We start from the raw sequence: 21,773 nt of genomic DNA, 5'->3' as shown, positions 1-21,773 counted from the left end.
AAGCGATGACAACGGACAGACCGTCGCGCACGCAGGCGCGCATTGTCGGCGACCGCGGCCGTTCGGCCGGCGGGCCGGGGCCGGACGTAATGGCCGCCGGCACGCTGGAAAACGATCGCGTGCTGACGATGGACGGCGACGACATCGGCAAGGTCACGAACATCATGCTCGACATCCGCTCGGGCCGGATCGCGTACGCGGTCGTGTCGTCGGGCGGATTTGCCGGGATCGGCGACAAGCTGCTCGCGGTGCCGTGGAGCGTGCTGACGCTCGACGTCGAGCGCCGCTGCTTCGTGCTGCCCGTGCCGACCGAGCGGGTGCGCGACGCACCGGGCTTCGAGAAGGACCGCTGGCCGACGATGGCCGATCCCGCGTGGGCCGAGGCGCTGCATGCGCACTACGGCGCGTCGCCTTACTGGCTGATCGAGGAAGGCGAAACGGCGCTCGACTCGCCGCCGTACGAGGCCTCGCCGGGCGGCCCCGAGAACGACACGCGGCGGCACTGATCGCGGATCAGTGCGCGGCCGCGATCGAACGCTCGAGCGCGCGCGCGGCGCCCAGATGCGCCTTCAGCGTCGGCAGCGTGTCGGCCGCGAACGCGCGAAGCTGCGGGTCGTGGCCGTTGCGCGCTTCGGCTTCGTAGAGCCTGAGCGCCGCCTCGTGCGCGTTCGGTCCCGCCAGCGCGATGTACCCCTTGTCGAATGCGTCGCCATTCATGGTTCGCAGGGCCGTCAGCGCCGGATCGACCAGCATGCGCGTCTGCACGGGCAAGCCTTTTTGCGCGCCGAGCCGGCGCAATTCCGCGGCGACACGACCGTGATCGTCGATCATTCGGCGCGCGAACGCCTTCACGTCCGGATTCGACGACCGATCGAGCGCGAGCTGGCTCGCCTGCAGTTCCGTCTTGCCGACGATGCCTGCCTTGTCGACGAATTCCGCGTCGATGCCGTTCGGCCGCCGCGTCATGTCCGCCTCGTCGGCGGTCTCGCCGGGACGGACGACGCCCGGCGCGACATGAACGGACGATGCAGGCGGCGCCTGCGCATGCGCCGGCGTGAATGCCGACGCGCAGAACGCCGCGAGCACGCCCGATACCAGCAAGCAGGCGTTGCCGGCGAACGAGATCCGCACGATCAACGGCATGCGCCCGGCGCGCGCCGGCTTGCCGCCGGTGTCGTCGCGCCGCGTGTTGTTCGATCGCTTCATCGTGCCTCCCGGTGGGTGTTGCGGAGGCCGCCGTGCGTCAGCGGTGCCGTCCGGCGCCCGCCACGTCGACGATCACGCGGGCCAGCGTCGGCATGTCGACCGGCTTGCACAGATACGCGTCGAAGCCGGCGGCCATCACGCGGTTCCGGTCCGCCGTGCCCGCGTGCGCGGTCACCGCGACGACGGGCAGACGCCCGCTGCCGTTCTGCAAATGGCGGATGTGGTCGAGCAGCCAGAAGCCGTCGCCGTCCGGCATCGCGAGATCGGACAGCACGACGCTCGGGGGCTGCCGCACCACCACGTCGAGCGCGTCGCGCCCCGATTGTGCGGTCGACACGTGGGCGCCCAGCGTTTCGAGCGCCGCCGCGAGACTCGCGCGCGACGTCGCGTCGTCGTCGACCACCAGCACGCGCTGGCCGTCGAGCGCGACCGCCGTCGACGCGCCGCTTGGCCGTAACGGCTGGCCGGTCAGATTGTCCGCGCCCCATTCCACCGGCAGCATGACGGTCACGGTCGTGCCGCGCCCGGCGCCTTCGCTCGTGGCCGCAACCTCGCCGCCATGCAGCCGCGCGATGTTGCGCACGATCGACAGGCCGAGCCCGAGGCCGCGTTTCGGCGACGCGGACGCGCCTTCCGGCCGGTTGAACGTATCGAACAGATGCGGCAGGCGTTCCGCGGAAATGCCCTGCCCCGAATCGGCGACCGACAGCCGCACGCGCGCGCCGGCCCGGGTCAGCGACACCTTGATGTGGCCGCCCGGCGGCGTGAACTTGATCGCGTTCGACAGCAGGTTCGACAGCACCTGACGAATGCGCTCGCCGTCCGCATAGATCACGCAGTTGGACATCGCGCACGCGGTCGACAGTTCGAGTCCGTTCGCCTCCGCAGTCGCGCCGAGCTCGCGCACCGCCTCGTTCACGACGCGCACCAGATCGACGGGCGTGCGTTCGAGCCGCATCCGGCCCGTCGCGAGCGACGACGCGTCGAGCAGGTCGCCGACCATCCGCGACAGCGACCGCGCGCTTCGATCGATCGCGTCGATCGCCTGGTGCGCGAAGCTCTGGTCGTCGGCGTTGCGCAGCACCTCGACCCAGCCGTAGATCACATTGAGCGGCGTGCGCAATTCATGCGACACGGTGGCCAGCAGTTCGTCCTTCAACCGGTTCGATTCGTCGGCCTGCACGCGCGCGTCGCGCGCGCCGCGCAGCGAGCGCAGATAGCGCCGCTCGTCGCGGCGGCGTTCGCGCGCCTCGCGCAGCGTCATGGACAGGCCGGTGCAGTTGCCTTGCGCGTCGACGATCGGCGCTGCCGCGAAAGTCGCGCGAAACCGGCCGCCGTCGTGCCGCACGCACAGAACGTCGAGCGGGCCGGCGGGCGCGCGCGCGTTCGCGAACGAAGCGGGAACGGGATGCAGCCGCAGCCAGCGCGGCGCGATCAGCGTGGTGACGTCGTGTCCGATCACCGCCGCGACCTCCATGCCGAAGAGGCGCCGCGCCGCCGGGTTCCAGCTCGTGATCCGCCGTGCGGCATCGACGCCGACGATCGCGTCGGGCGATGCTTCGACCACGCGGCGCAGCAGGATGTCGTCGAGTGCACGCGGCGCGGGCGCCGGTTCGCGGCTCGGCGTGCGCGCGTCATCCCCGTCGGCATCGTCGGCCCCGCGCAGCCGGTCGCTCGCGAGCAGCGGCTTGACGGCCAGCACGAGCATGCACTCGACGAAGCCGATCGCAACGAAGACGCCGGCCCGCATGAGCAGCGCGGGCAGCGGCATGTCGCGCCACCACAACGCGCCGATCACGACCGCGCTGGCGGCGGTCGCCGCCAGACCGCCGCCGAACGAAGTCAGCCAGGCCGCAGCCGCGACACCGACGTACAAAGGCAGCGGTGCAAACGGTTCGCGCATGCCGACGACTTGAATCGCCCACGCCTGCAGCGCGGACGCCAGCCCGACGGCCAGCGCGACCCATGCGCCTTGCCGAAACAGCTCGCGGGTAAAAGTTCTCATCGTTTCCCTGCATCGCCTGCGACCGTCGCTCGAAGGCATGCCGCCGAGCGGACCGGGCGAGCCTATGAACGCCGCAATGCGCGTACCCGCCGCATCGCGCCCGGCGACTTCGCGGCAAAGTCCGGTGTGCGTGCCGTCGCGTTGCGTCGCTCAGCGGCCTGCCGGGCTTGCGGGGAACGCGATGGCAGATATCTTTCAATTTCTCATTCGTCGGCTGTAAAAAAGCACCGGCGGCGGCATCGTGCCCCAGCGATCGCATATTTCTTCCGTCATCGCGCCGGGCATTGGAAATTTCTAAATCGCGGCACCTTCCGTGCGGTTTCGCTGTCGATGATAGATATTGCAAAGAAGGGGATGCGCGGTGCCGATTTTCAAAACGGCCCGCTGACGCCTATGGCCGAATCCGCAAACCGTCCGAAGCAACGCGCCGACGCGCGCCGGCTATCCGGCCGCTCCGCGGCGATGCGCACGCTGCTCGGCCGTATCGAGAAAATCGCTCCGACCCGCGCCAGCGTGATGATTGCCGGCGAAAGCGGGGTCGGCAAGGATATCGTCGCGCGGCGGCTGCACGACCTGAGCGCGCAATGCAACGGGCCGTTCGTCCCCGTCAACTGCGGCGCGATTCCGGCGGACATCGCCGAAGCGCAATTGTTCGGCCACGAGAAAGGCAGCTTCACCGGCGCGATCGCGCAACGCGAAGGATTCTTCGAAGCCGCGTTCGGCGGCACGCTGCTGCTCGACGAGATCGCGGAGATGCCCGCGTCGCTGCAGGTGAAGCTGCTGCGGGCGCTGGAATCGAACACGATCGTGCGGGTCGGCGGCACCGAGTCGATTCCGCTCGACGTGCGCATCGTGTCGGCGACCCGCCACAATCCCGCCGAAGCCGTGCGCGACGGCCGGCTGCGCGAGGATCTGTTCTACCGTCTCGCCGCGTTCGCGCTGTACGTGCCGCCGCTGCGCCAGCGCAACGGCGACGTCGAGGCGATCGCGCACGAGTTCGTCGATGTGCTCAACGTGCGGCACCGCTCGCACAAGCGTCTGACCGACGCGGCGATCGCCGCGCTGCGCGCGTATTCGTGGCCCGGCAACGTGCGCGAATTGCACAACACGATCGAGCGCGCGTACATCCTCGCGGACGATGGCATCGATGTCGCGCTGCCGAAGCCGACGACGTTGCCCGACCATACGTCGGACGATGCGATGGCGCTGCCGCTCGGCGCGACGCTGCACCACGCGCAGCAGCGTTTCATCGCGGCGACGCTGCAGCACTTCGACGGCAACAAGCCGCAAGCGGCGAAAGCGCTCGGCATCAGCCTCAAAACGCTCTACAACCGGCTGGCGCTGATGCGCGACGGCGGCAACGGCTGAGCATCGCCGAGGGCGTCGCGCGTGGCGCGCTCGACCTGCATCAACCGATGCAGGTCACGCGACCTTGAACTGCCCGACCGTCGTCGCGAGCGCGTTCGCCTGCGTCTGCAGCGCGGTCGCGGCCGCGGTCGACTGTTCGACGAGCGCCGCGTTCTGCTGCACCATTTCGTCGAGCTGCGTGACCGCGCGGTTCACTTCCTGGATGCCGCGCGTCTGCTCGTTCGCCGCGTGCGTGATCTCGGAGATGATCGTCGTCACGTTGGCGACGTTCGACACGATTTCGCGCATCGTGTCGCCGGCCTGGCGCACCTGCCCCGACCCGGCCGACACGCTCGCCACCGTCGACTCGACCAGCACCTTCACCTCGCGTGCGGCCTGCGCGCTGCGTTGCGCGAGACTGCGCACTTCCTGCGCGACGACCGCGAAACCGCGCCCTTGCTCGCCGGCACGCGCGGCTTCCACGGCCGCGTTCAGCGCGAGGATGTTGGTCTGGAACGCGATCCCGTCGATCACGCCGATGATGTCGCCGATCCGGCCCGACGCTTCCTCGATCTTCCCCATCGTCGACACGACGTCCGATACGACCACGCCGCCGTGCGACGCGATCCGCGACGCCGCGGCCGCCCGTTCGTCGGCCTGGCCGGCGGCGGCGGCCGACTGGCCGACCGTCGCGGTGATCTCTTCCATCGATGCGGCCGTTTGCTCGAGGCTCGCCGCCGCCGATTCGGTCCGCGACGACAGGTCCTGGTTGCCCGCGGCGATTTCGTTCGCGGCCGTGCGCACCGATTCGCTCGCATCGCGAATCTGCCGCATCACGTCGTTCAGCTTGTCGACGAAGCTGTTGAACGAGCGCGCGATGTCGGCCACCTCGTCGCGGCCGTCGGCCGGCAGGCGCTGCGTCAGGTCGCCGGTGCCCGAGCCGATCGACGCCATCGCCTGACGCACCTGCGACAGCCGGCGGAACGCGGTTGCCGTGATCGCGCCGACGATCAGCGACGCGACGCCGACGATCACCACCAGCGTGATCAGCGACGCGGTCAGCAGCGAGCGCATCCCCGCCGTCGCTTCCGATTTGTCGAGCAGGACCAGCGCGTACCAGTCGGTACCGGGCACGGCCTGCGCGCGCACCAGCTTCGCGTCGCCGCCCACCTGCACCTCGACCGGCGCGACGGCTGCGGCCAGCGACGCGGCGCTCACGGCGCCGAGGTCGGGCGACACGTCGGCGACCGGCTTCAGCGTGAGCTTCGCATCCGGATGCGCAACGACGTGGCCGCTGCTGTCGATCAACATCCCGAAGCTCGCGGGCGTCGGGCGGATCGACTTCACGTTCGCGATCACGCTGTCCATCGCGACGTCGGCCGCGACGACGCCCTTCAGCGCGCCGTCGCGCAGGATCGGCACCGCGAACGTGACGACCAGGTTGCCGGTGCCGGCATCGACGTACGGCGGCGTGACGACCGGCTTGCCGGCCTGTGCGGCCTGCTTGTACCACGGGCGGCCGGTCGGGTCGTAGTCGGGCGGGATGCCGGTCGGGTCGGAGAAACGAAACACCTTGTCCGCATAGCCCGCGTAGACGTTCGTGAAGCCGCCGGCCGCGGCCATCTGCTTGAACACCGGCAGCGGATCGGGCGACAGCGCGGCGTCCTGCAGCGACGCGATCATCCGGCTCCGGGTCGCAACCCAGTCGCCGATGCCGACCACATGGCCGCTGGCGACGGATTTCAGGTTGCGGTCGATCGCATCGTCGTTGTACGCATGCGCGATGAAGTAATTGATCAGCGTGGTGGCGACGAGCGCGAATACGACGATGGCGACGCACGCTGCAAGAATGCGGGTGCGGATGGACGAGAACATGGCAACGACTCGGTAAGGGAGCGCGAACGCCCGGTGGACGGATTCACCGGGTAAACGGCATTCGCGCCGCTTACTTGAGGCCGTTGTGTCGATTCGATGAAACGTATGACGAAAAACGCCGACGGCCACAGGGGCGTTGTCCGCAAGCTTGCGCGCGGCGGTTGCCTATGCGGCATGGCGCGTCGGCCGCGGCCGGCCCCCCTTCACAGACGGCGACTGGTATTCGTGTCCGGCTCCCGGTTCGGCGTACTGGCTGGCGTGTCGCGCTCGAGGTCGTCCTGTCTGCGCATGCGTTCGCGCAAGTGGCGGATCGCGAACACGTGAATGTAGTCGTGCACGCGCGCATCGGACGACAACGCACGCACTTCGTCGTCGAGCATCGTGCGCAACTGGTCGGCGCCGATCGCGCGCGCTTCGGCGACGGCCTTCAAAGCATCAAGCAGATTGTCCTGTGACATCGACGGGCTCCTGGCGGTCGAGGAACGAAAGGCAAAGATGACTTACCGGAAGATTAGAGACTGGATAGCCGCTCGGCGTGCGATGCGCCGAAGCGTGTTTGCGCGCGATCAACGGCACGTTGCGTGCCGCCGCGCCGATCCGTCGCTGGATCGGCCCGCGCGCAGGATTCGCGGCGCGCGTGGCCCGCGAACGACTGGAAGGATTGCCCACGCCCCCCGAGGCGCGGCATCGCCGATTGCGCGGAAGACGACCGTCGCGCGACGGCGATGCACTCAGAAACTTAGACCGGCCGAAATCCTGCGTCAAGCGACGCTCGCCGGCGGCGATTCGTCTGTTCGAATGCACCGGATCGGGGCGCCGCACATCGCGTGCCGGCCGTTCTTGTCAGCGGATTCCGATACCTCGCACGCAATGTCTGACAGTGACTTCAGCGCGAGCCGATTGGCAGCGCGGCCTGTGCGGCGGATACTGACGTCATGAACAAAGCGTTCATACCCGGTCATCGCTCAGCCGGCCATCGAGCCGGCACGCGGGGTCGGGCGCAGGAGACCATCATGGCCCATCGCAACTTCCCGGCGCGGGACGGACAGCGGCGCACGCGCATGCTGTCCGCGCCTGCCGTGCCGGTCGCAATCCGCCCGCCCGACGATCTCGACGCGTTACTCGCGCTCGCGCGCGAATCGGGCTTGCTCGTCACGCTCGACGGGCAGATCGGCCGCGAGAAATACCAGAGCGTCATGGGATCGGTGCTCGCGCTGCAGCGCTTCGCCGCCGCCCTTTGCGCGCGGGCCCGTGCCGACGCACCGGTCGTCGTCAGGCCGCGCCGCAAGGCGCGCCCCGGCTGGCCACGGCTGCGCAATCGCACGCCGGGCGGACGAGGACGGCTGCATGGCGCGCGTCGGCGCGCACGCGGATGCCGCGGCGGCCGCAGTCGGCACGACCTGCGAGCGCCTCGCCTCGCGTAAAAGCCGAACGCAGCCGACGCGGCACGAGGCCGCGCGATGGTTGCGAAGGCTGTCACCTCAATCGGCGGCGACCGCCGCGCGCCGACCGCGCGCCGGCACATCGCGTGCCGCCACACGCCGTTCCGCACGGCGACATCGACCCAAAAATACCTGCGAGGAAAGTAGTCTGCACGGGGCCAGGAAGCGGACGGGGTGAAAATCACCCCGTCCGTCATTCCAAGGCAGCCGTCGGCTGCCTACCCTCGCGCCAGAGAGTTCGTGATCGGCGATGCGCCACGCGCTGCGTGGCACGGCGCCGGAAATCGGTTGAAGCGGGCGGAACCGCGTCAGATATGCGCCCGTTCGCGCGGTTCTGGACCCGACGTATCGAATCGTCGCGCCCCCAAACAGGACGACGGACGTTCTGTCACTATCTCATGCGAGGTGCACGGCGATTCTGATGCAGGTCAATGAAAGGCCGCTTCGCCACCATCGCGTCGCGACATTCACTCCGCGCCGCGCACGAGCAGCACCGGCACCTGCGCGAGATGTGCGATCCGGCGCGCCACGCTGCCGATCAGCCAGGCCGCGATGCCGCGCCGGCCATGCGTGCCGACCACCAGCAGTTCCGCATGCCAGTGCACCGCGTCGCGCATCAATGCATGGGCGACGTCGTCGCTGGTCGGACGGGTTTCGACGATGCCGCGCTTGGTCGGATTCCCCATTGCATGGAACAGCGGGCCGACGCGCGCCAGTGCATCCTCGCCCTCCGCGCGATACGCATCCTCGAGCGCGCGCACCGGCACGAGATCCGTCAGACGAACCGCCCGATCGACGACATAGGCCGCGTACAGCAGCGTCGTCGGCGCCGCGAAGCCGAGCCCGACGCGCACCGCATGCAGCGACGGCTCGCTGCCGTCCACGGCGAACATCAGGCGCTGCAGCGGTCCCTCCGACGGCCGCGCATAGTCGGCGGGTACGATCAGCAGCGCGCAGCGTGCGCGCGAGGCCAGCGTGTCGGACACCGCGCCCTCGACGAGCCGCAACAGCCCATGGTGCGGATTGGCGCCGACCACGAGCACGTCGGCGCGCGACGCCGACGTGTCGTTCGCGAGTGCATCGGCCACCGTGCCGCCCGTGACCGATGTATCGATGATCACCTGCTCGATCTCCGCGCCGCTCCCGGCGAACAGCGCCGCGATGCGCTCGAGCGTCGCCTGCGCCTCGCGCGTCATCTCCTCGCGCGCCGAGGTCAGCAGGGCGTCGACGCGCGGAATGTCGGGCAGCACGAGACGCGGATTGTCGATCGCGCAGACGATGCGCACCTGCATGCCGGGACGCAGCAGCGTGCGCATGTAGCGCGCGGCGGCCAGCGACTCCGGCGTCAGGTCGACGGCCAGCGAAATTCGGGCGAGCGGCGGGATGGTCGGGCTGGATGGCATGGCGAAGATCTCCTGGCGGACGCGTCGTCGCGGACGACGACCGGAGCTTCGCGCGGGCAGCGGCGCGCTGCGGACGAACGGCCGACGCGGTCGCAGAGATCGGCGGACGGCCACGCGAAGCGCGGACAAGCGATTCAGACAGCATATGTCGTCCGGCCCGCACGTGCATGATCGTAATCAATGCCCGTGCGGGCCGCGACGCGCGGCGCGGCGACTTTTGCCCTGCCCGCTTACGACTTCGTCGACGCGGGCGCGCCCGCGCGGTTCGCGTAGAACACCGCGTATGCGATGCCGAGCAGCACGATCCACGCCGGGCCGATCACGAGCGCGACACGCGTGTCCGGCGTGAATGCCATCAGCACGACGACGAGCGCGAGAAACCCGAGCGCGACGAACGAGCCGAGCGGATAGAACGGTACGCGGATCGGCAGGCGCGCGATCCTGTCGGCCGACAGCGTGCGGCGAAAGCGCATCTGCGCGATCAGGATCACGCACCACGTCCAGATCGCGCCGAACGTCGACACCGACGTCAGCCACGTGAACACCTGCTGCGGCGCCAGATAGTTGAGCAGCACGCCGATCAGCAGCAGCGCGACCGACACGGCGACGCCGTACACCGGCACGCCGTTGCGGTTCACGCGACCGAGGCTGGCCGGCGCCTGGCCCTGCTGCGCGAGGTTGTAGAGCATCCGCGCGGTGCTGAACAGGCCGCTGTTGCACGACGACAGCGCCGCGGTCAGCACGACGAAGTTGATGATGCCGGCGGCGGCCGGGATCCCGAGCCGCGAGAACGTCATCACGAACGGGCTGCCCTGCGTGCCGATCTGGTCCCACGGATAGAGCGACATGATCACGAACAGCGCGCCGATATAGAAGATCAGCACGCGCCAGAATACCGAGTTCACCGCCTTCGTCAGCGACTTCTCCGGATTGCGCGCCTCGCCGGCCGTGAGGCCGAGCATCTCGACGCCGAGATACGCGAACATCACGATCGGCAGCGCGCCGATGACGCCGTCGATGCCGTTCGGCATGAAGCCGCCATGGGCCCACAGGTTCGAGATGCCCGTCGCGACGCCGCCGTTACCGATGCCGAATGCGATCATGAGGCCGCCGCCGACGATCATCAGCACGATCGTGACGATCTTGATCAGCGCGAACCAGAATTCGAATTCGCCGTACAGCTTGACCGCGATGAAGTTCACCGCGCCCATCGCCGTGAGCGCCGCGAGCGCCCAGATCCAGTTCGGCACGCCTGGGAACCACATGTGCATGTAGACGCCGACCGCGGTGATCTCCGCCATGCAGGTGACGATCCACACGAACCAGTAGGTCCAGCCGGTCAGGTAGCCCGCGAGCGGGCCGAGGTAGTCGCGCGCATAGCGGCTGAACGCGCCGGCGACCGGATTGGAGATCGCCATTTCGCCGAGCGCGCGCATGATCAGGAAAATGGCGATGCCGCCCAGCAGGTAGGTCAGCAGGATGGCCGGGCCGGCCGTGCGGATCGCGGTGGCCGAGCCGAGGAACAGGCCGACGCCGATCGTCGCGCCGAGCGCCATCAGGTTGATGTGTCGCTCCTCCAGCCCGCGGTGCAGCTGGTCTTCTGGTTGTTTCAAGTCCGTCTCCTGGCAGCCGCGAACGGGCTGCCGTCATTGTGGATGTCAATGCGCGGCCGTTCATGCCGATACCGGCAAACCGAAAACGAAAAATCCCGCCAGCGTTTTCCGGCTGAAAAACGTTGCGGATACTGCGTCACTCCGATTGGAATCGCCGCTGATTATCGGCATTTTCCGGAACAATCCGGAAAATGGATCGAGCCTTTCACGGAATACGCCCGTCTAGCCCGTGCGACGCGGCTGTGCGCGTGACGGGCAGCAACGGGATCAATCGCTTTCGATGCGAACGAACGCGCGTCGAATGTGCGCAATCAAGCGCACGCAATATGCAGGCGGGATTATAAGAATAATCGGTGGTTTCTCGCCAGCCGATTTTAGCGGGAATGCGAAGCGTGAAAGCGGAGGTGAAATCGGGATGTGCGCGGAATCCCGCGCACGATTTATTTCGACAACGTCGCCCGCACCGTATATTCGCCTGCGAGCGCCGCATGTTCCGGCCGCACGAAATACCGCGATGAATCGAGATCGGCCGGAAGCGGCTCGACCGGATAGCCGTGCTTTTCCCACGCATCGAGGCCGCCCTTCAGCGCGCGGATGTTGTGGATCATCTTCTTGCGTTGCATCTTCGCGATCAGACGCTTGGCCGTGGCCTCGTTCGGGCACACGCAATACACGACGATCGGCCGCTTCAGCAGCTCTGGATCCAGCAGGTCCGGCGAATCGAGATCGACCGGCACCGCGCCGGCGATCCGGTACGGCTCGCGTTCGCGAATCGCGCGCGGTCGCGCATCGAAGATCAGCGGCGGCTCGCTCGACGTCATCATTTCGACGAGTTGCGGCGGGGAGATGCGCACCTGCGCGAGATAGCGGCGGAACTGCACGCGGCGCACCCAGCGGTACAGCAGGAACGTGATGAAGATCGCGAGGAACGCATCGAGGATCGTGCCGCCGCTCGCGCGCACCCACAGCACGAACTGCACGATCTGGTCGTGCACGGCCGCGCCGCCGACGAGCCAGAACGCAGCCCACAGCGACGCGCCGGCCAGATCCCAGAACAGGAACACGCCGATGCCGATCGCGGTCGTGCCGAGCAGCGGCGCCGACACGAGGCCGAGACCCGGCAGGAATTTGGAAAGGACGAGCAGCGGCGCGCCGTATCTTTCGAATACGTTACGTGCGAAGCGCAGCGTCGTGTCGAGCGACAGCGAGAATCGCACGAGCCCGTTCAGCAAGCGCCGGCCGCGCGTGCGGCCCATGAAGAACCACAGCGAATCGGCAAGCATCGTCGCCCCGATCGCCGCCGCGAACATGCTCGTCCAGGACGCCTGCCCCATCGCCGCCATCGTACCGCCGAGGATCAGCATCGGCACGGCCGGCACCGGCACGCCGAGCTGCGTGATCAGTACGCTCGCGAACACGGCCCACGGGCCGAGCGACGAGGGAATCGCAATGGGAAAGTGCCACACGGCGGCGCTCCTGGAAGACATGCTGACCGTGCGACGGAGGCGGCCGTCGATACGGCTGGCAGCGATCGCCGCGGTACGTCCGCGGCCGATCCCGCACCATCGTGCATTCTAAACGGGTTTGGCCGGGACCGCGCGCAACGGCTACCGTTGGAGGCGGCCGCCGCGCTCACGCGTCGGGGCGCTGCGCGAGCGCCGCGACGTATTCCGCGTACTCGGGGAACGCGGCGGCCAGCGCCGTCGCGTCCGCAAGCTCGAATTCCGCGAACTCGAACCCCGGCGCGACCGTGCAGCCGACGAGCGCGACATGCTCCGGCGACGCGCAGCGCGCACCGAACCAGCGCCCGGCCGGCACGACCGCCTGAAATACGGTGCCGGGGTGCGTGAGCGGGTTGCCGAGCCGGTGGATCGTCAGGCCGTCGTGCTCGTCGAGCACCCACACTTCGAGCGGATCGCCCGCGTAGAAATGCCAGACTTCGTCGGAACGGATCCGGTGCCACGACGAATACGCGCCGTCGCACAACAGGTAGTAGATCGCGGTCGACGCCGCGCGCGGCGCGCCGTCGGCCGGACGCACGACCGTGTCGGCCGCGCGGTAGGTTTCCCGGAAATAGCCGCCCTCGGGGTGCGGTTGCAGATCGAACTGGTGAATCAGGTCGGCGGCGGAGATCGGCATGGCGGATGACGTCGGTGAAGGAATGAACCGGGCACGCGGCACACGCCCCGGCCGTTCGGGAATCCCGTCGGCCGACGTCGCGTGCCGCTGCGTCGATCGCCGCGACCATGCACGCGGCGACTGAATCGCGCGCGAAACGCGGCGCGCGACGATGAAGCGAACACCGGCCGATGCTGCCAGAAGTGCGGGCCGCGATGCAACCGGCGCTGCGCGATCACACCATAGCGACGCCCGATATCGGCTGCGCGTCGATCAATGCCGCGGACGCACCGCCGCACCCGCCATCACACCGGCATCTGCGCGGCAACCACCTGCCCGCTTCTCACGGCTCGACGCCGCACCGCCTCGTCACGCCGATGCCGCCGCGGTCGGCTCGTCGTGGCGCACCAGCAGCACGGGCCTATCGGCCGCGCGCAGCAGCGATTCCGCGACACTGCCGAGCAACAGCCGGCGCAGGCCGTGCCGCCCGCTCGTGCCCATCACGATCAGATCGGCGCCGGCCTCGGCCGCCGTGCGCATCAGCACCGCGGCGATGTCCTCGCCGTACGCGTCGAGCGCGCGCACGGTGCCCGGCACGTTCCGCTGCGCGAGCGCCGCCTTCGCATCGTCGAGCACGGGCGTCGCCGCATCGGTTGCCGCCGCGTCGCCGTCGTGTTCGGCTGCGAAGCCCGCATCGACGTCGACGAGCTGCGGCCGGTGCTCGACGACATACGCGCACGTCACCTCGCCGCCGGACGCCGCCGCGATCCTGATCGCTTCGTTCAGCGCGAGACGCGCACTGGGGCTGCCATCGAGCCCGACGAAAATCCGCTTGTACATGGTCCACCCTCCGACCGGGCGCGCGTCGCGCATCGCGCGCACGACGCCCCCGTCATCGCAAGCCGGCCCGATGCCGGCTCGCCTGCCGAACAGTCTGCCCCACGTGCCGACACGCCGGTTGACGCGTGTCAATCGCGGCCGGGACGCCCGCTGCACCGCCCGGCTATCTCATTTTTAGCTGACCCTATTACAAAAAACGCATAAAACGCGCACAATTTCATCTTGAAAATAGACGCCGTACGCGGCCGGTGCGATTTTTCCCGGTTATGCCGCGCCGCCCGAGTGCCACGGGCGGCCCCGACACCAGAATGGCCATCGAATGACCGCCAGTGGAACCCCGCCGCGTGACGCCCGAGGGCCCACGCGCTTCCAGATCATGTTACGCCAGCCGCTCGCGGCTGGCGTCGTTACGCTGTTCGCCGGCGCGGCGCTGTCGCTCGGCGTCGCGCTGCTCGTTCGCGAGCAGTGGCAAGGCGCCGTCCATACGCGCTTCGAGCGACGCACGACACACGTGACGGCGATGCTGCGCCACGAGCTGCAAGCCGGCGTCGCCGTGCTCGAAAGCACGCGCGGCGCGTTCGCGCTCGCGCCGCAGATGACGCCCGAGCAATGGCGCCGCTACGCCGACACGCTCGAGCTCGACAGCGGGCGTTCGCCGATCCGGCAGTTCGGCTATGCGCCGCTGTCGCCCGCAGCGCGCAGCGCCCTCGCCGGTCACGCGCCGATGCCGGCCGGCCCGCTCGCGGTGGCGACGCTCGGCGCGCCCGCGTCGAGCTCGGCCGGCGTGCGCTTCGGCGCGCCGGATCGGGCCCCGCTCGCGCGCGCGCTGCGGACCGGCGATGTCGCACTCGGCATCCATTCGGCCGACGACGACACCTCCCGCGATGCGCGCACCCTCACGCTGTTCCTGCCCGCGACGGCGTCACAGCGCACGACCGCCGCACCGGCCGGCGCCCATGAAACCGGCGCCGACGGCGTGCTGTTCGCGCAAGTGAGCCCGAATCGCCTGATCGAGCGCGCGCTCGACGCGGAACGCGGGCTCGACCTGCGGATCAGCGCCGGCGACGATCCTCGGCCGATCGCGAGCGCCGAGACGACGACCGACGAGGCCTCCGCGTCGCCCGACCTGATGCGGCGCACCGACCAGCTGATTTTCGGCGGGACCGTGCTGACGCTCGCCTATTCCGCGGACGGCCGCCCGAGCGCAACCGGCGCGCAGCGCGCGGCGGGCACGGTGCTCGCGGCGGGGCTGATCGCATCGTTCGCGTTCGCGGCACTCGTCCATGCGCTGCTGCGCGGCCGCGCCGGCACCGCCGATACGGGCGCCAGCAGCCGCGGCATCCTGAACGAGGCGCGGATGATGGGCATCATCCGTTCGTCGATGGAAGCGATCATCACGATCGACGAGAAGCAGACGGTCGTGATCTTCAACCCGATGGCCGAGCAGGTATTCGGCGTGTCGGCGATGGAGGCGATCGGCGCGCCGCTGTCGCGCTTCATCCCCGAGCGGTTTCGTGCCGCGCATGCGAAGCACGTCGACCAGTTCGGCGTGACGGGCGTGTCCGAGCGGCAGATGGGCCGTCAGCGCGTGCTGTTCGGGCTGCGCGGCAACGGCGAGGAATTCCCGATCGAGGCGTCGATCTCGCAGATCCGCGACGCGTCGGGCAAGCTCTATACGGTGATGTTGCGCGACATCACCGAGCGGCAGCGCGCCGAGAATGCGCTGAAGCAGTCGCGCGAGGAACTGCGCGAACTGTCGGCGAACCTGCAGAACGTGCGCGAGGAGGAAAAGACCCGCATCGCGCGCGAACTGCACGACGACCTCGGGCAGCAGCTGACCGCGCTGAAGATGGATCTGTCGGTCATCGAGCAGCAACTGCGCACGCCGAATCGTGCGCAACCCGACGACGACGTGCTGTCGCAACTGCAGGGCATGCGTCGGCTGATCGACGCGACCGTCGCGTCGGTGCGGCGCATCGCAGCCGACCTGCGCCCCGTGATGCTCGACGATCTCGGCCTCGTGCCCGCGATCGAGTGGCTGGCGAACGACTTCACGAACCGCTACGGCATCGACGTCGAACGCCGCATCGAAACGGGCGGGCTCACGTTCACCAGCACCGGGGCGACCACGCTGTTCCGGATCGTCCAGGAAGCGCTGACGAACGTCGCGCGCCATGCGGATGCGACGCGCGTCGCGCTGCGGCTCGACATCGAGGAAGGCTTCTGCGTGCTGCGCGTCGCGGACAACGGCCGCGGCGCGGCACCCGGCGGCACCGCCCACGAGGACAAGTCGTTCGGCCTGATCGGCATTCGCGAACGCGCACACATGCTGGGCGGCAGCGTGACGATCGATACCGCGCTCGCGCGCGGCTTCTCGATCACGGTCGCGTTCCCGCTCGGCACCGTTCAACAGGAAACCACCCTCACATGATCAAGGTGCTCATCGCCGACGACCATACGCTCGTGCGCGACGGTCTGCGGCACATTCTCCAGAACGCTACCGCATTCGAAGTGGCCGGCGAAGCGTGCGACGGGCCGTCGACGATCGCGCTGATTCGTTCGACGCCCGCGCAGGTGCTGGTGCTCGACCTGTCGATGCCGGGCCGCAACGGCGTCGAACTGATCAAGCAGATCAAGGACGAGAAGCCCACGCTGCGCGTGCTCGTGCTGACCATGCATGCGGAGCAGCAATACGCGGTGCGCGCGTTCCGCGCCGGCGCGTCGGGCTACCTGACCAAGGAAAGCGCGAGCGCTGAACTGGTCGGCGCTGTGACCAAGGTTGCATCGGGCGGCGTCTACGTGAGTCTCGCGATGGCCGAGCAGTTCGCGCAGAGCCTGAACGAACCGGCCGAGACGCTGCCGCACCAGCGGCTGTCCGATCGCGAGTTCGACGTGTTCCGCCGGATCGCCGCCGGACAGACGCTGACCGAAATCGCACAGGCGCTGTGCGTGAGCGCGAAGACGGTCAGCACCTACAAGACCCGGATTCTGGAAAAGATGCAGATGCCGCACGAAGCGGCGCTGGTCCGCTACGCGATGCGGCACAAGCTGCTCGACGAAACGGACGACGTCTAGGCGCACCGTGCCGGCCGCGCGACTCGCGGGCCGGCTGGACGTTGCACGGCTTTACTTCCCCGGCACCGGACAGGCCAGGTCGCCTTCCTCGCAGGACAGATAACCCTTCAGCGTCTCGTTGCGCGTCTTGGTCAGATCGTCGAGGCAGGTCGACACGACCATCGGATACACGCTGCCGCCTTCGGCGTTCGCGCTGGAGAAGCTGCATTCGGCGTCGCGGTAGGCGATCCACGCGCGCTGCGCGTTCACGAGTTTCTCCGCGAGCGGCTTCGCATCGCGCAGCCGTGCGGTGACGGCCTGGTAAGTGCGGTTCAGGTCCGCGTCGGATTTCTTGTACGCGCGATCGGCGCACGCCGTCATCGCCGCCTGATCCGTCGCGTCCGCACAATTCGCCTGCGCATGGGCAACGTTCGCCGTCAGCGCGAGCGCGCACAGCAGACCGGTCAAGACACGCATGGATGCTCCTGTTTGTTTTCGTTGAAGTCGTGGAACGTGATGCCGGGCATGCCGCCGCGCCTCGGTGCGCGACTTCGTAAGCGACGGGCGCGACTTCCGTCGCGGCCGCCGCAGCGTGGCAATGCCGACCGCGATGCTAGCGCACGCGCAATCGATTGTCAGCCCGCGCCACACTTGCCGCGCATGCAAAAAAGCCCGCACTCGTCACGAGTGCAGGCTTTTCGGTACGGCTTTGCAGGCGGCCCGGCGGCCGCGCGGCGAACGGCTTGCTCAGTGGCCGAAGTACACCGACGAACGATCGGCTGCTGCCGGCACAGTCACGCGCTGGCCCGACTGCGACGTCGCGACCGGGTTCGAGCCGTAGCCCGTTACGTCAGCCTGCGCACCGGTGTTCTGTGCCGCGGCGATCTTCGCCTGTGCGGCCTGGATGTTTTCCGGATAGTTCATCCAGTCGTTCGGGTTGTAGCCGGCCTTTTCGAGCTGGACCAGCTCGGCACGCACTTGCGCACGCGTCAGCGGCTGCTGGTTCGATTGGGCGAACGAGACGACCGGTGCGGCCACCAGAGCGGCCAGTGCAACTGCCTTGATCAGCGATTTCATGATGCGTTACCTCCAGATTGTTTTGTCAGGCGCTTCCGACTCGGTAGTCGTTGCGCATGAATGGAAGTCTAGGAGGCCCGGCTATCAGGGTAAATACTTAAATCGCAAATTCACTGTTGACCGAATCCGTACAATTGCCGCGCATTCGGCCGAATCGTCAGAGGATTATGGCCGCATCGGAACCCAATATACGGCAGCATGCTGCCACGTTTGCCCCGTTCAACGCATCAGCGGACCTGATCCGCGTCCGTGGCGGCCATGGACAGGTCGAACAGCAACGCCTTGAGGCGAATCCGGTCGTCGGCAGCCGTTTCGTCGAACGCCGCGTGGTGAAGCGCCCAGCCCGGCACCGCCGGATCGGCATGCACCGCGCGCACCGTGCCGTCGAGCGTGAGCAACGCGACACGGTCTCCATCCGTATACGGCAACTGCACGTGCAGCGGATCGCCGGCCGCCGCGAGCGCCCGGTCGACCGCGATCGACAGCCCGTTCAGGCTGAGATCGCGAACGATCCCGATCCCCTCCGCCTGCACCGGCCCGCCCGTGCAGCGGGCCGCGATCCGTACCTGGACGCGCGGCTCGGCGCGTGTGCGCAGCCGGTCGACGAAGCCCGGCGGCGAAAGCACCATGAACGGCGCGGCCCCCGCTGCCTGCACCGCCTCGACCGTCGCACCGAAACGCGACACCGCCGACCGGCCGATCGCGACCGCCTCGACGTCGTCGCCGCGGGCAAAGTCGAGCACGACCGCCGGCTGCGGCTCGACGAACAGCGCGCCCGATGCGCCGATCCCGATCAACCGGCAGCGCTGCAGCACGCGGGTCGTGCCGACCCGTCGCCGGATACCGATCGCGGCGCCGGCCGACAGCCCCATGCGCGTGGCCGCCGGCACGGTGTCGGATGCCGGCACGGCGGGCTCGGCGTCATCGCGTCGGCGGACGGGCCGGAAATGATCGAACAGGAAAGCATGCTGCGAGGGATCGTGCAGCGTCGTGCCGGCGGGCAGCAGCGCGGCGCCGCCCGCATCGTAGAGATCGAAGCCGAGCGGAACGCCGGCGGAGACGTCATCGCGCGCAAGCGCGACGTGATCGGTGATGAGCCGCATCGGAAAGGCGCGGAGCGACCGCGCGAGCTGTCGTGACAACGGTATTACGGCAGCATCGCGCGAAATCTGAACGTCTCGTTACTCCGAACCGCTGGTCGCGCCGGGTGAAACCGGCGCCGGGGCCGGCGCCGCCGACGGAGCCGGTACGGCCGAAGGGGCGGCCGGGGCGGAGCCGAGGCCCCCGCCGCCCGTGTTGCCCGCAGGCGTCGCGCTGCCTCCCGTCGCCGGCGGCTGCGCGGCCTGCGGTTGCGACGCGCCCGCCGACAGCGCGGCGGCCGATGCCGCCACCTCGGACGCCGGAACCCACTCCTCGACGATGCCGCCGGATGCCGCCTCGGGCGCCGACGCGGCCGATGCGGCCGACGCCGCGGCGGCGTCCGCATCCGGCTGCCGCTCGATACGCTGCGTCCTGACGGGCGTCGGCGCCTGCTTCGGCTCGGGCCCGAACCAGCCGTCGAACAGATCCGTCACGCGTTCGCGCACCGACGCGAACCAGCCGGGCGACGGCTCGGTATCGAATTTCAGCTTCGTGTCGACGATCCGGGCACGTTGCGCGCGCTGGAAGAAATCGCCCACGATCGGCAGCGCGCTGTGCGCGCCTTGCCCCCAATAGTCGCTGCGCAGCGTCACGCGGCCGTCGTCGAAACCGACCCACGCGCCGGCCACCAGCCCGGGCTGCATCAGGATGAACCAGCCGTCCGCGTTGTCCTGCGTGGTCCCGGTCTTGCCTGCCACGTCGCCGCGAATGCCGAAGCGCGTGCGGATGCTGCTGCCGGTGCCGCGCGTCACGACGTCGCGCATCACGCCGAGCAGCGTCTTGTCGGTCTCGGCGTCGAGCGCGCGCTCGGGCGGCGCCGGCGCGTACTCGGCGAGCACGTCGCCCTGGCGGTTCTCGATGCGCGTCACCATCTGCGGCTCGACGTACAGGCCGCCGTTCGCGATCGTCGCGTACGACGCGACCATCTCCTTCAGCGTCACCGGGCTCGTGCCGAGCGCGAGCGACGGCACGCGCTCGAGCGGGCTTTCGCGCACGCCCATGTCGCGCGCGAGCCGCGCCACCGCCGCCGGTCCGACCTTCTCCATCACCTGCGCGGTGATCCGGTTGCGCGACAGCGCGACCGCGTCGCGCAGCGTCATCGGCTTGCCCGACGGCGGCGCGTCGTCGTTCGGCCGCCAGATCTCGCCGCCCTTCAGCGGAATCTCGACTGCCTGGTCGATGAAGGTGTCGTCCGGCTTCATCCCGTTCGCGAACGCGACGCCGTAGACGAACGGCTTGAAGGTCGAGCCCGGCTGACGCCGCGCCTGCGCGACGTGATCGAACGGCTCGTTCGTGAAGTCACGGCTGCCGACCCACGCGCGAATCTGCCCGTCGCGCGGATCGATCGCGACGAAGCCGGCCTGCACGTCGGTCTTCGCCTTGCACAGCGCGCGCATGAAACCGCGATCGGCGGCGAGCTGCTTCATCGCGACGGCATCGTTCTTGCCGGCATCCTGGGCGGCCTTGTACTCGGGCGACTCGCGCATGAAGGCGCGGAACACCTCGTTGTCGGTGCCGCAGCCGTCGCGGCCGCTCCACGCGTTGTTCGCGATGCCCTGCAACTGGTTCGCCTGCAGCGTCAGCGCCTGGGTCGCCATCTGCTGTAGCCGCGAATCGATCGTGGTGCGCACGATCAGCCCGTCGGAATAGATGTTGTAGTCGTTGCGGTCGGCCCAGCCGATCAGCCATTTGCGCAGTTGCTGCGCGAAGTGCGGCGCGGGCCCCGGCGGTTCCTTCTGGCGCTCGAAATCGATGCGCAGCGGCCGGCGCTGCAACTGCGCGAACTGCGCCGGCGACAGCTTGCCGTACTTGACCATCTGGCCGAGCACCGTGTTGCGCCGCTGCAGCGCGCGCTCGGGGTTCAGCACCGGGTTGTAGTAGCTGTTGCCCTTCAGCATCCCGACGAGCGTCGCGCTGTCGAGCACGTCGAGCTCGTCGGCCGACTTATCGAAATAGGTACGCGCGGCCATCTCGACGCCGTACGCGTTGTACAGGAACGGCACCGTGTTCAGGTAGGTCTCGAGGATCTGATCCTTGCTGTAGACGGCCTCGATCTTCAGCGCGGTGATCGCCTCCTTCACCTTGCGCGTGAGCGTCGGCGCGCGGCCGATCTCGTCCGGATACAGGTTGCGTGCGAGCTGCTGCGTGATCGTCGAGCCGCCTTGGCGGCTGCCCGAGAACGTATGGAGCGCGGCCGACGCCGTGCGCTTCCAGTCGAGGCCGTGGTGCTCGTAGAAGCGATGATCCTCGGTCGCGATCAGCGCGTCGACCATGTGCGGCGAGATCTGCTTGAGCGACACCCATTCGCGGTTCGACGGCTTGAATTCCGCCAGCACCTTGCCGTCGGCGGACAGCACCTGCGCGGGCTGGTCGACGCGCGCCTTGCGAATGTCGCCGATGCCGGGCGTGAACGGAATCAGCGCCAGCACGTACAGCACGAACAGCACCGGCACGGCGGCGGCCGCGCGCAGCACGCCGCGGCGTGTCGGATGACGGAGATGGTGCCAGGCACTGGCCAGGACACGCTTGACGGGCACGGCGGCAGCGGCCGCGACGGGTTGGGCGCGCGCGACCCATTTGGCACAGAGGTCACGCACTGACGACACGTTTCGGCGATTCACGCGGGTGGGGGATCTGCTGGAAAGGCTGCATC

General features: G+C 68.8%; 18 protein-coding genes. 5 read left to right on the top strand and 13 right to left on the bottom strand.

Going from position 1 to position 21,773, the window contains the following annotated elements:
• Positions 1–5: 5 nt before the first annotated feature.
• The gene (locus WS87_RS22750; RefSeq protein WP_059819062.1) at positions 6–506 is read left to right on the top strand and encodes a PRC-barrel domain-containing protein; all 501 of its coding nucleotides are present in this window, start codon (positions 6–8) and stop codon (positions 504–506) included.
• 7 nt (positions 507–513) lie between these two features.
• Here WS87_RS22750 and WS87_RS22745 read toward each other — a convergent pair whose 3' ends face one another.
• Both WS87_RS22745 and WS87_RS22740 read right to left on the bottom strand, forming a co-directional pair.
• Entirely contained in the window at positions 514–1,143 is a 630-nt protein-coding gene (locus WS87_RS22745) for a DUF4142 domain-containing protein (RefSeq protein WP_082750680.1), read from the bottom strand.
• Positions 1,144–1,243: 100 nt separating this feature from the next.
• The gene (locus WS87_RS22740; protein ID WP_059819061.1) at positions 1,244–3,211 is read right to left on the bottom strand and encodes a hybrid sensor histidine kinase/response regulator; all 1,968 of its coding nucleotides are present in this window, start codon (positions 3,209–3,211) and stop codon (positions 1,244–1,246) included.
• Between the two features lie 330 nt (positions 3,212–3,541).
• Between WS87_RS22740 and WS87_RS22735 the strand changes: the two genes are divergently transcribed.
• Positions 3,542–4,579: a sigma-54 interaction domain-containing protein gene (locus WS87_RS22735; RefSeq protein ID WP_059819060.1), complete on the top strand. Its 1,038-nt coding sequence runs from the start codon at positions 3,542–3,544 to the stop codon at positions 4,577–4,579.
• 54 nt (positions 4,580–4,633) lie between these two features.
• On the opposite strand, the gene WS87_RS22730 is transcribed toward WS87_RS22735, so the two are convergent.
• Positions 4,634–6,433 (bottom strand): methyl-accepting chemotaxis protein, encoded by a 1,800-nt coding sequence (locus WS87_RS22730; protein WP_059819059.1) that lies wholly within the window; start codon positions 6,431–6,433, stop codon positions 4,634–4,636.
• Positions 6,434–6,636: 203 nt separating this feature from the next.
• Positions 6,637–6,891 carry a DUF3562 domain-containing protein gene (locus tag WS87_RS22725; protein WP_059819058.1) on the bottom strand — a complete coding sequence of 85 codons (255 nt, stop codon included), beginning with the start codon at positions 6,889–6,891 and terminating at the stop codon, positions 6,637–6,639.
• A gap of 555 nt (positions 6,892–7,446) precedes the next feature.
• Between WS87_RS22725 and WS87_RS22720 the strand changes: the two genes are divergently transcribed.
• Positions 7,447–7,857, top strand: coding sequence for a hypothetical protein (locus tag WS87_RS22720; protein ID WP_059819057.1), 411 nt, complete (start codon positions 7,447–7,449; stop codon positions 7,855–7,857).
• A 485-nt stretch (positions 7,858–8,342) separates the two neighbouring features.
• Here WS87_RS22720 and WS87_RS22715 read toward each other — a convergent pair whose 3' ends face one another.
• The 5 genes from WS87_RS22715 to WS87_RS22690 all read right to left on the bottom strand — a co-directional run bounded on the left by WS87_RS22715 (position 8,343) and on the right by WS87_RS22690 (position 13,849).
• Positions 8,343–9,278, bottom strand: coding sequence for a universal stress protein (locus WS87_RS22715; protein WP_059819056.1), 936 nt, complete (start codon positions 9,276–9,278; stop codon positions 8,343–8,345).
• A 230-nt stretch (positions 9,279–9,508) separates the two neighbouring features.
• Positions 9,509–10,891 carry an amino acid permease gene (locus tag WS87_RS22710; RefSeq protein WP_059690052.1) on the bottom strand — a complete coding sequence of 461 codons (1,383 nt, stop codon included), beginning with the start codon at positions 10,889–10,891 and terminating at the stop codon, positions 9,509–9,511.
• Between the two features lie 440 nt (positions 10,892–11,331).
• Positions 11,332–12,357, bottom strand: a complete 1,026-nt coding sequence (locus WS87_RS22700) for a DedA family protein/thiosulfate sulfurtransferase GlpE (RefSeq protein ID WP_059525400.1) — start codon at positions 12,355–12,357, stop codon at positions 11,332–11,334.
• A gap of 166 nt (positions 12,358–12,523) precedes the next feature.
• Positions 12,524–13,030, bottom strand: coding sequence for a cupin domain-containing protein (locus WS87_RS22695; protein ID WP_059525716.1), 507 nt, complete (start codon positions 13,028–13,030; stop codon positions 12,524–12,526).
• Positions 13,031–13,378: 348 nt separating this feature from the next.
• Complete coding sequence (locus WS87_RS22690) at positions 13,379–13,849, bottom strand: universal stress protein (protein ID WP_059819658.1); 471 nt, start codon at positions 13,847–13,849, stop codon at positions 13,379–13,381.
• Between the two features lie 319 nt (positions 13,850–14,168).
• On the opposite strand from WS87_RS22690, the gene WS87_RS22685 reads away from it, so the two are divergent.
• Together WS87_RS22685 and WS87_RS22680 are read left to right on the top strand one after the other, a co-directional pair.
• The gene (locus tag WS87_RS22685) at positions 14,169–16,280 is read left to right on the top strand and encodes a PAS domain-containing sensor histidine kinase (RefSeq protein ID WP_059819055.1); all 2,112 of its coding nucleotides are present in this window, start codon (positions 14,169–14,171) and stop codon (positions 16,278–16,280) included.
• Positions 16,277–16,924 carry a response regulator gene (locus tag WS87_RS22680; protein ID WP_059819054.1) on the top strand — a complete coding sequence of 216 codons (648 nt, stop codon included), beginning with the start codon at positions 16,277–16,279 and terminating at the stop codon, positions 16,922–16,924. Before WS87_RS22685 ends, WS87_RS22680 begins: the two co-directional genes overlap by 4 nt.
• Positions 16,925–16,975: 51 nt before the next feature.
• Here the strand turns inward: WS87_RS22680 and WS87_RS22675 are convergent, their stop codons facing one another.
• The 4 genes from WS87_RS22675 to WS87_RS22660 form a co-directional block, all read right to left on the bottom strand.
• Positions 16,976–17,380, bottom strand: a complete 405-nt coding sequence (locus tag WS87_RS22675) for a lysozyme inhibitor LprI family protein (protein WP_059819053.1) — start codon at positions 17,378–17,380, stop codon at positions 16,976–16,978.
• A 270-nt stretch (positions 17,381–17,650) separates the two neighbouring features.
• A complete protein-coding gene (locus WS87_RS22670; RefSeq protein WP_059450266.1) occupies positions 17,651–17,980 on the bottom strand; it encodes a DUF4148 domain-containing protein in 330 nt (109 codons plus the stop codon).
• A gap of 227 nt (positions 17,981–18,207) precedes the next feature.
• Positions 18,208–19,083, bottom strand: a complete 876-nt coding sequence (locus tag WS87_RS22665) for a PilZ domain-containing protein (protein ID WP_059819052.1) — start codon at positions 19,081–19,083, stop codon at positions 18,208–18,210.
• Between the two features lie 78 nt (positions 19,084–19,161).
• Positions 19,162–21,717: a penicillin-binding protein 1A gene (locus WS87_RS22660; protein WP_059819051.1), complete on the bottom strand. Its 2,556-nt coding sequence runs from the start codon at positions 21,715–21,717 to the stop codon at positions 19,162–19,164.
• Between the last annotated feature and the right edge of the window lie 56 nt (positions 21,718–21,773).

Origin of the sequence: Burkholderia sp. MSMB0856, from assembly GCF_001524645.2 — a bacterium.
Lineage (GTDB): Bacteria > Pseudomonadota > Gammaproteobacteria > Burkholderiales > Burkholderiaceae > Burkholderia > Burkholderia diffusa.
Note: the sequence above shows the minus strand (reverse complement) of the source record. Positions and strands in the feature narration are given on the sequence as shown.

Excerpts from the sequence above, each read along its gene's own strand:
- WS87_RS22730 (WP_059819059.1), bottom strand. The coding sequence starts at position 6,433 with ATGTTCTCGTCCATCCGCACCCGCATTCTTGCAGCGTGCGTCGCCATC.
- WS87_RS22740 (WP_059819061.1), bottom strand. The coding sequence starts at position 3,211 with ATGAGAACTTTTACCCGCGAGCTGTTTCGGCAAGGCGCATGGGTCGCG.
- WS87_RS22725 (WP_059819058.1), bottom strand. The coding sequence starts at position 6,891 with ATGTCACAGGACAATCTGCTTGATGCTTTGAAGGCCGTCGCCGAAGCG.
- WS87_RS22750 (WP_059819062.1), top strand. The coding sequence starts at position 6 with ATGACAACGGACAGACCGTCGCGCACGCAGGCGCGCATTGTCGGCGAC.
- WS87_RS22715 (WP_059819056.1), bottom strand. The coding sequence starts at position 9,278 with ATGCCATCCAGCCCGACCATCCCGCCGCTCGCCCGAATTTCGCTGGCC.
- WS87_RS22685 (WP_059819055.1), top strand. The coding sequence starts at position 14,169 with ATGACCGCCAGTGGAACCCCGCCGCGTGACGCCCGAGGGCCCACGCGC.
- WS87_RS22670 (WP_059450266.1), bottom strand. The coding sequence starts at position 17,980 with ATGAAATCGCTGATCAAGGCAGTTGCACTGGCCGCTCTGGTGGCCGCA.
- WS87_RS22720 (WP_059819057.1), top strand. The coding sequence starts at position 7,447 with ATGGCCCATCGCAACTTCCCGGCGCGGGACGGACAGCGGCGCACGCGC.
- WS87_RS22690 (WP_059819658.1), bottom strand. The coding sequence starts at position 13,849 with ATGTACAAGCGGATTTTCGTCGGGCTCGATGGCAGCCCCAGTGCGCGT.
- WS87_RS22665 (WP_059819052.1), bottom strand. The coding sequence starts at position 19,083 with ATGCGGCTCATCACCGATCACGTCGCGCTTGCGCGCGATGACGTCTCC.
- WS87_RS22735 (WP_059819060.1), top strand. The coding sequence starts at position 3,542 with ATGATAGATATTGCAAAGAAGGGGATGCGCGGTGCCGATTTTCAAAAC.
- WS87_RS22680 (WP_059819054.1), top strand. The coding sequence starts at position 16,277 with ATGATCAAGGTGCTCATCGCCGACGACCATACGCTCGTGCGCGACGGT.
- WS87_RS22745 (WP_082750680.1), bottom strand. The coding sequence starts at position 1,143 with ATGCCGTTGATCGTGCGGATCTCGTTCGCCGGCAACGCCTGCTTGCTG.
- WS87_RS22675 (WP_059819053.1), bottom strand. The coding sequence starts at position 17,380 with ATGCGTGTCTTGACCGGTCTGCTGTGCGCGCTCGCGCTGACGGCGAAC.
- WS87_RS22695 (WP_059525716.1), bottom strand. The coding sequence starts at position 13,030 with ATGCCGATCTCCGCCGCCGACCTGATTCACCAGTTCGATCTGCAACCG.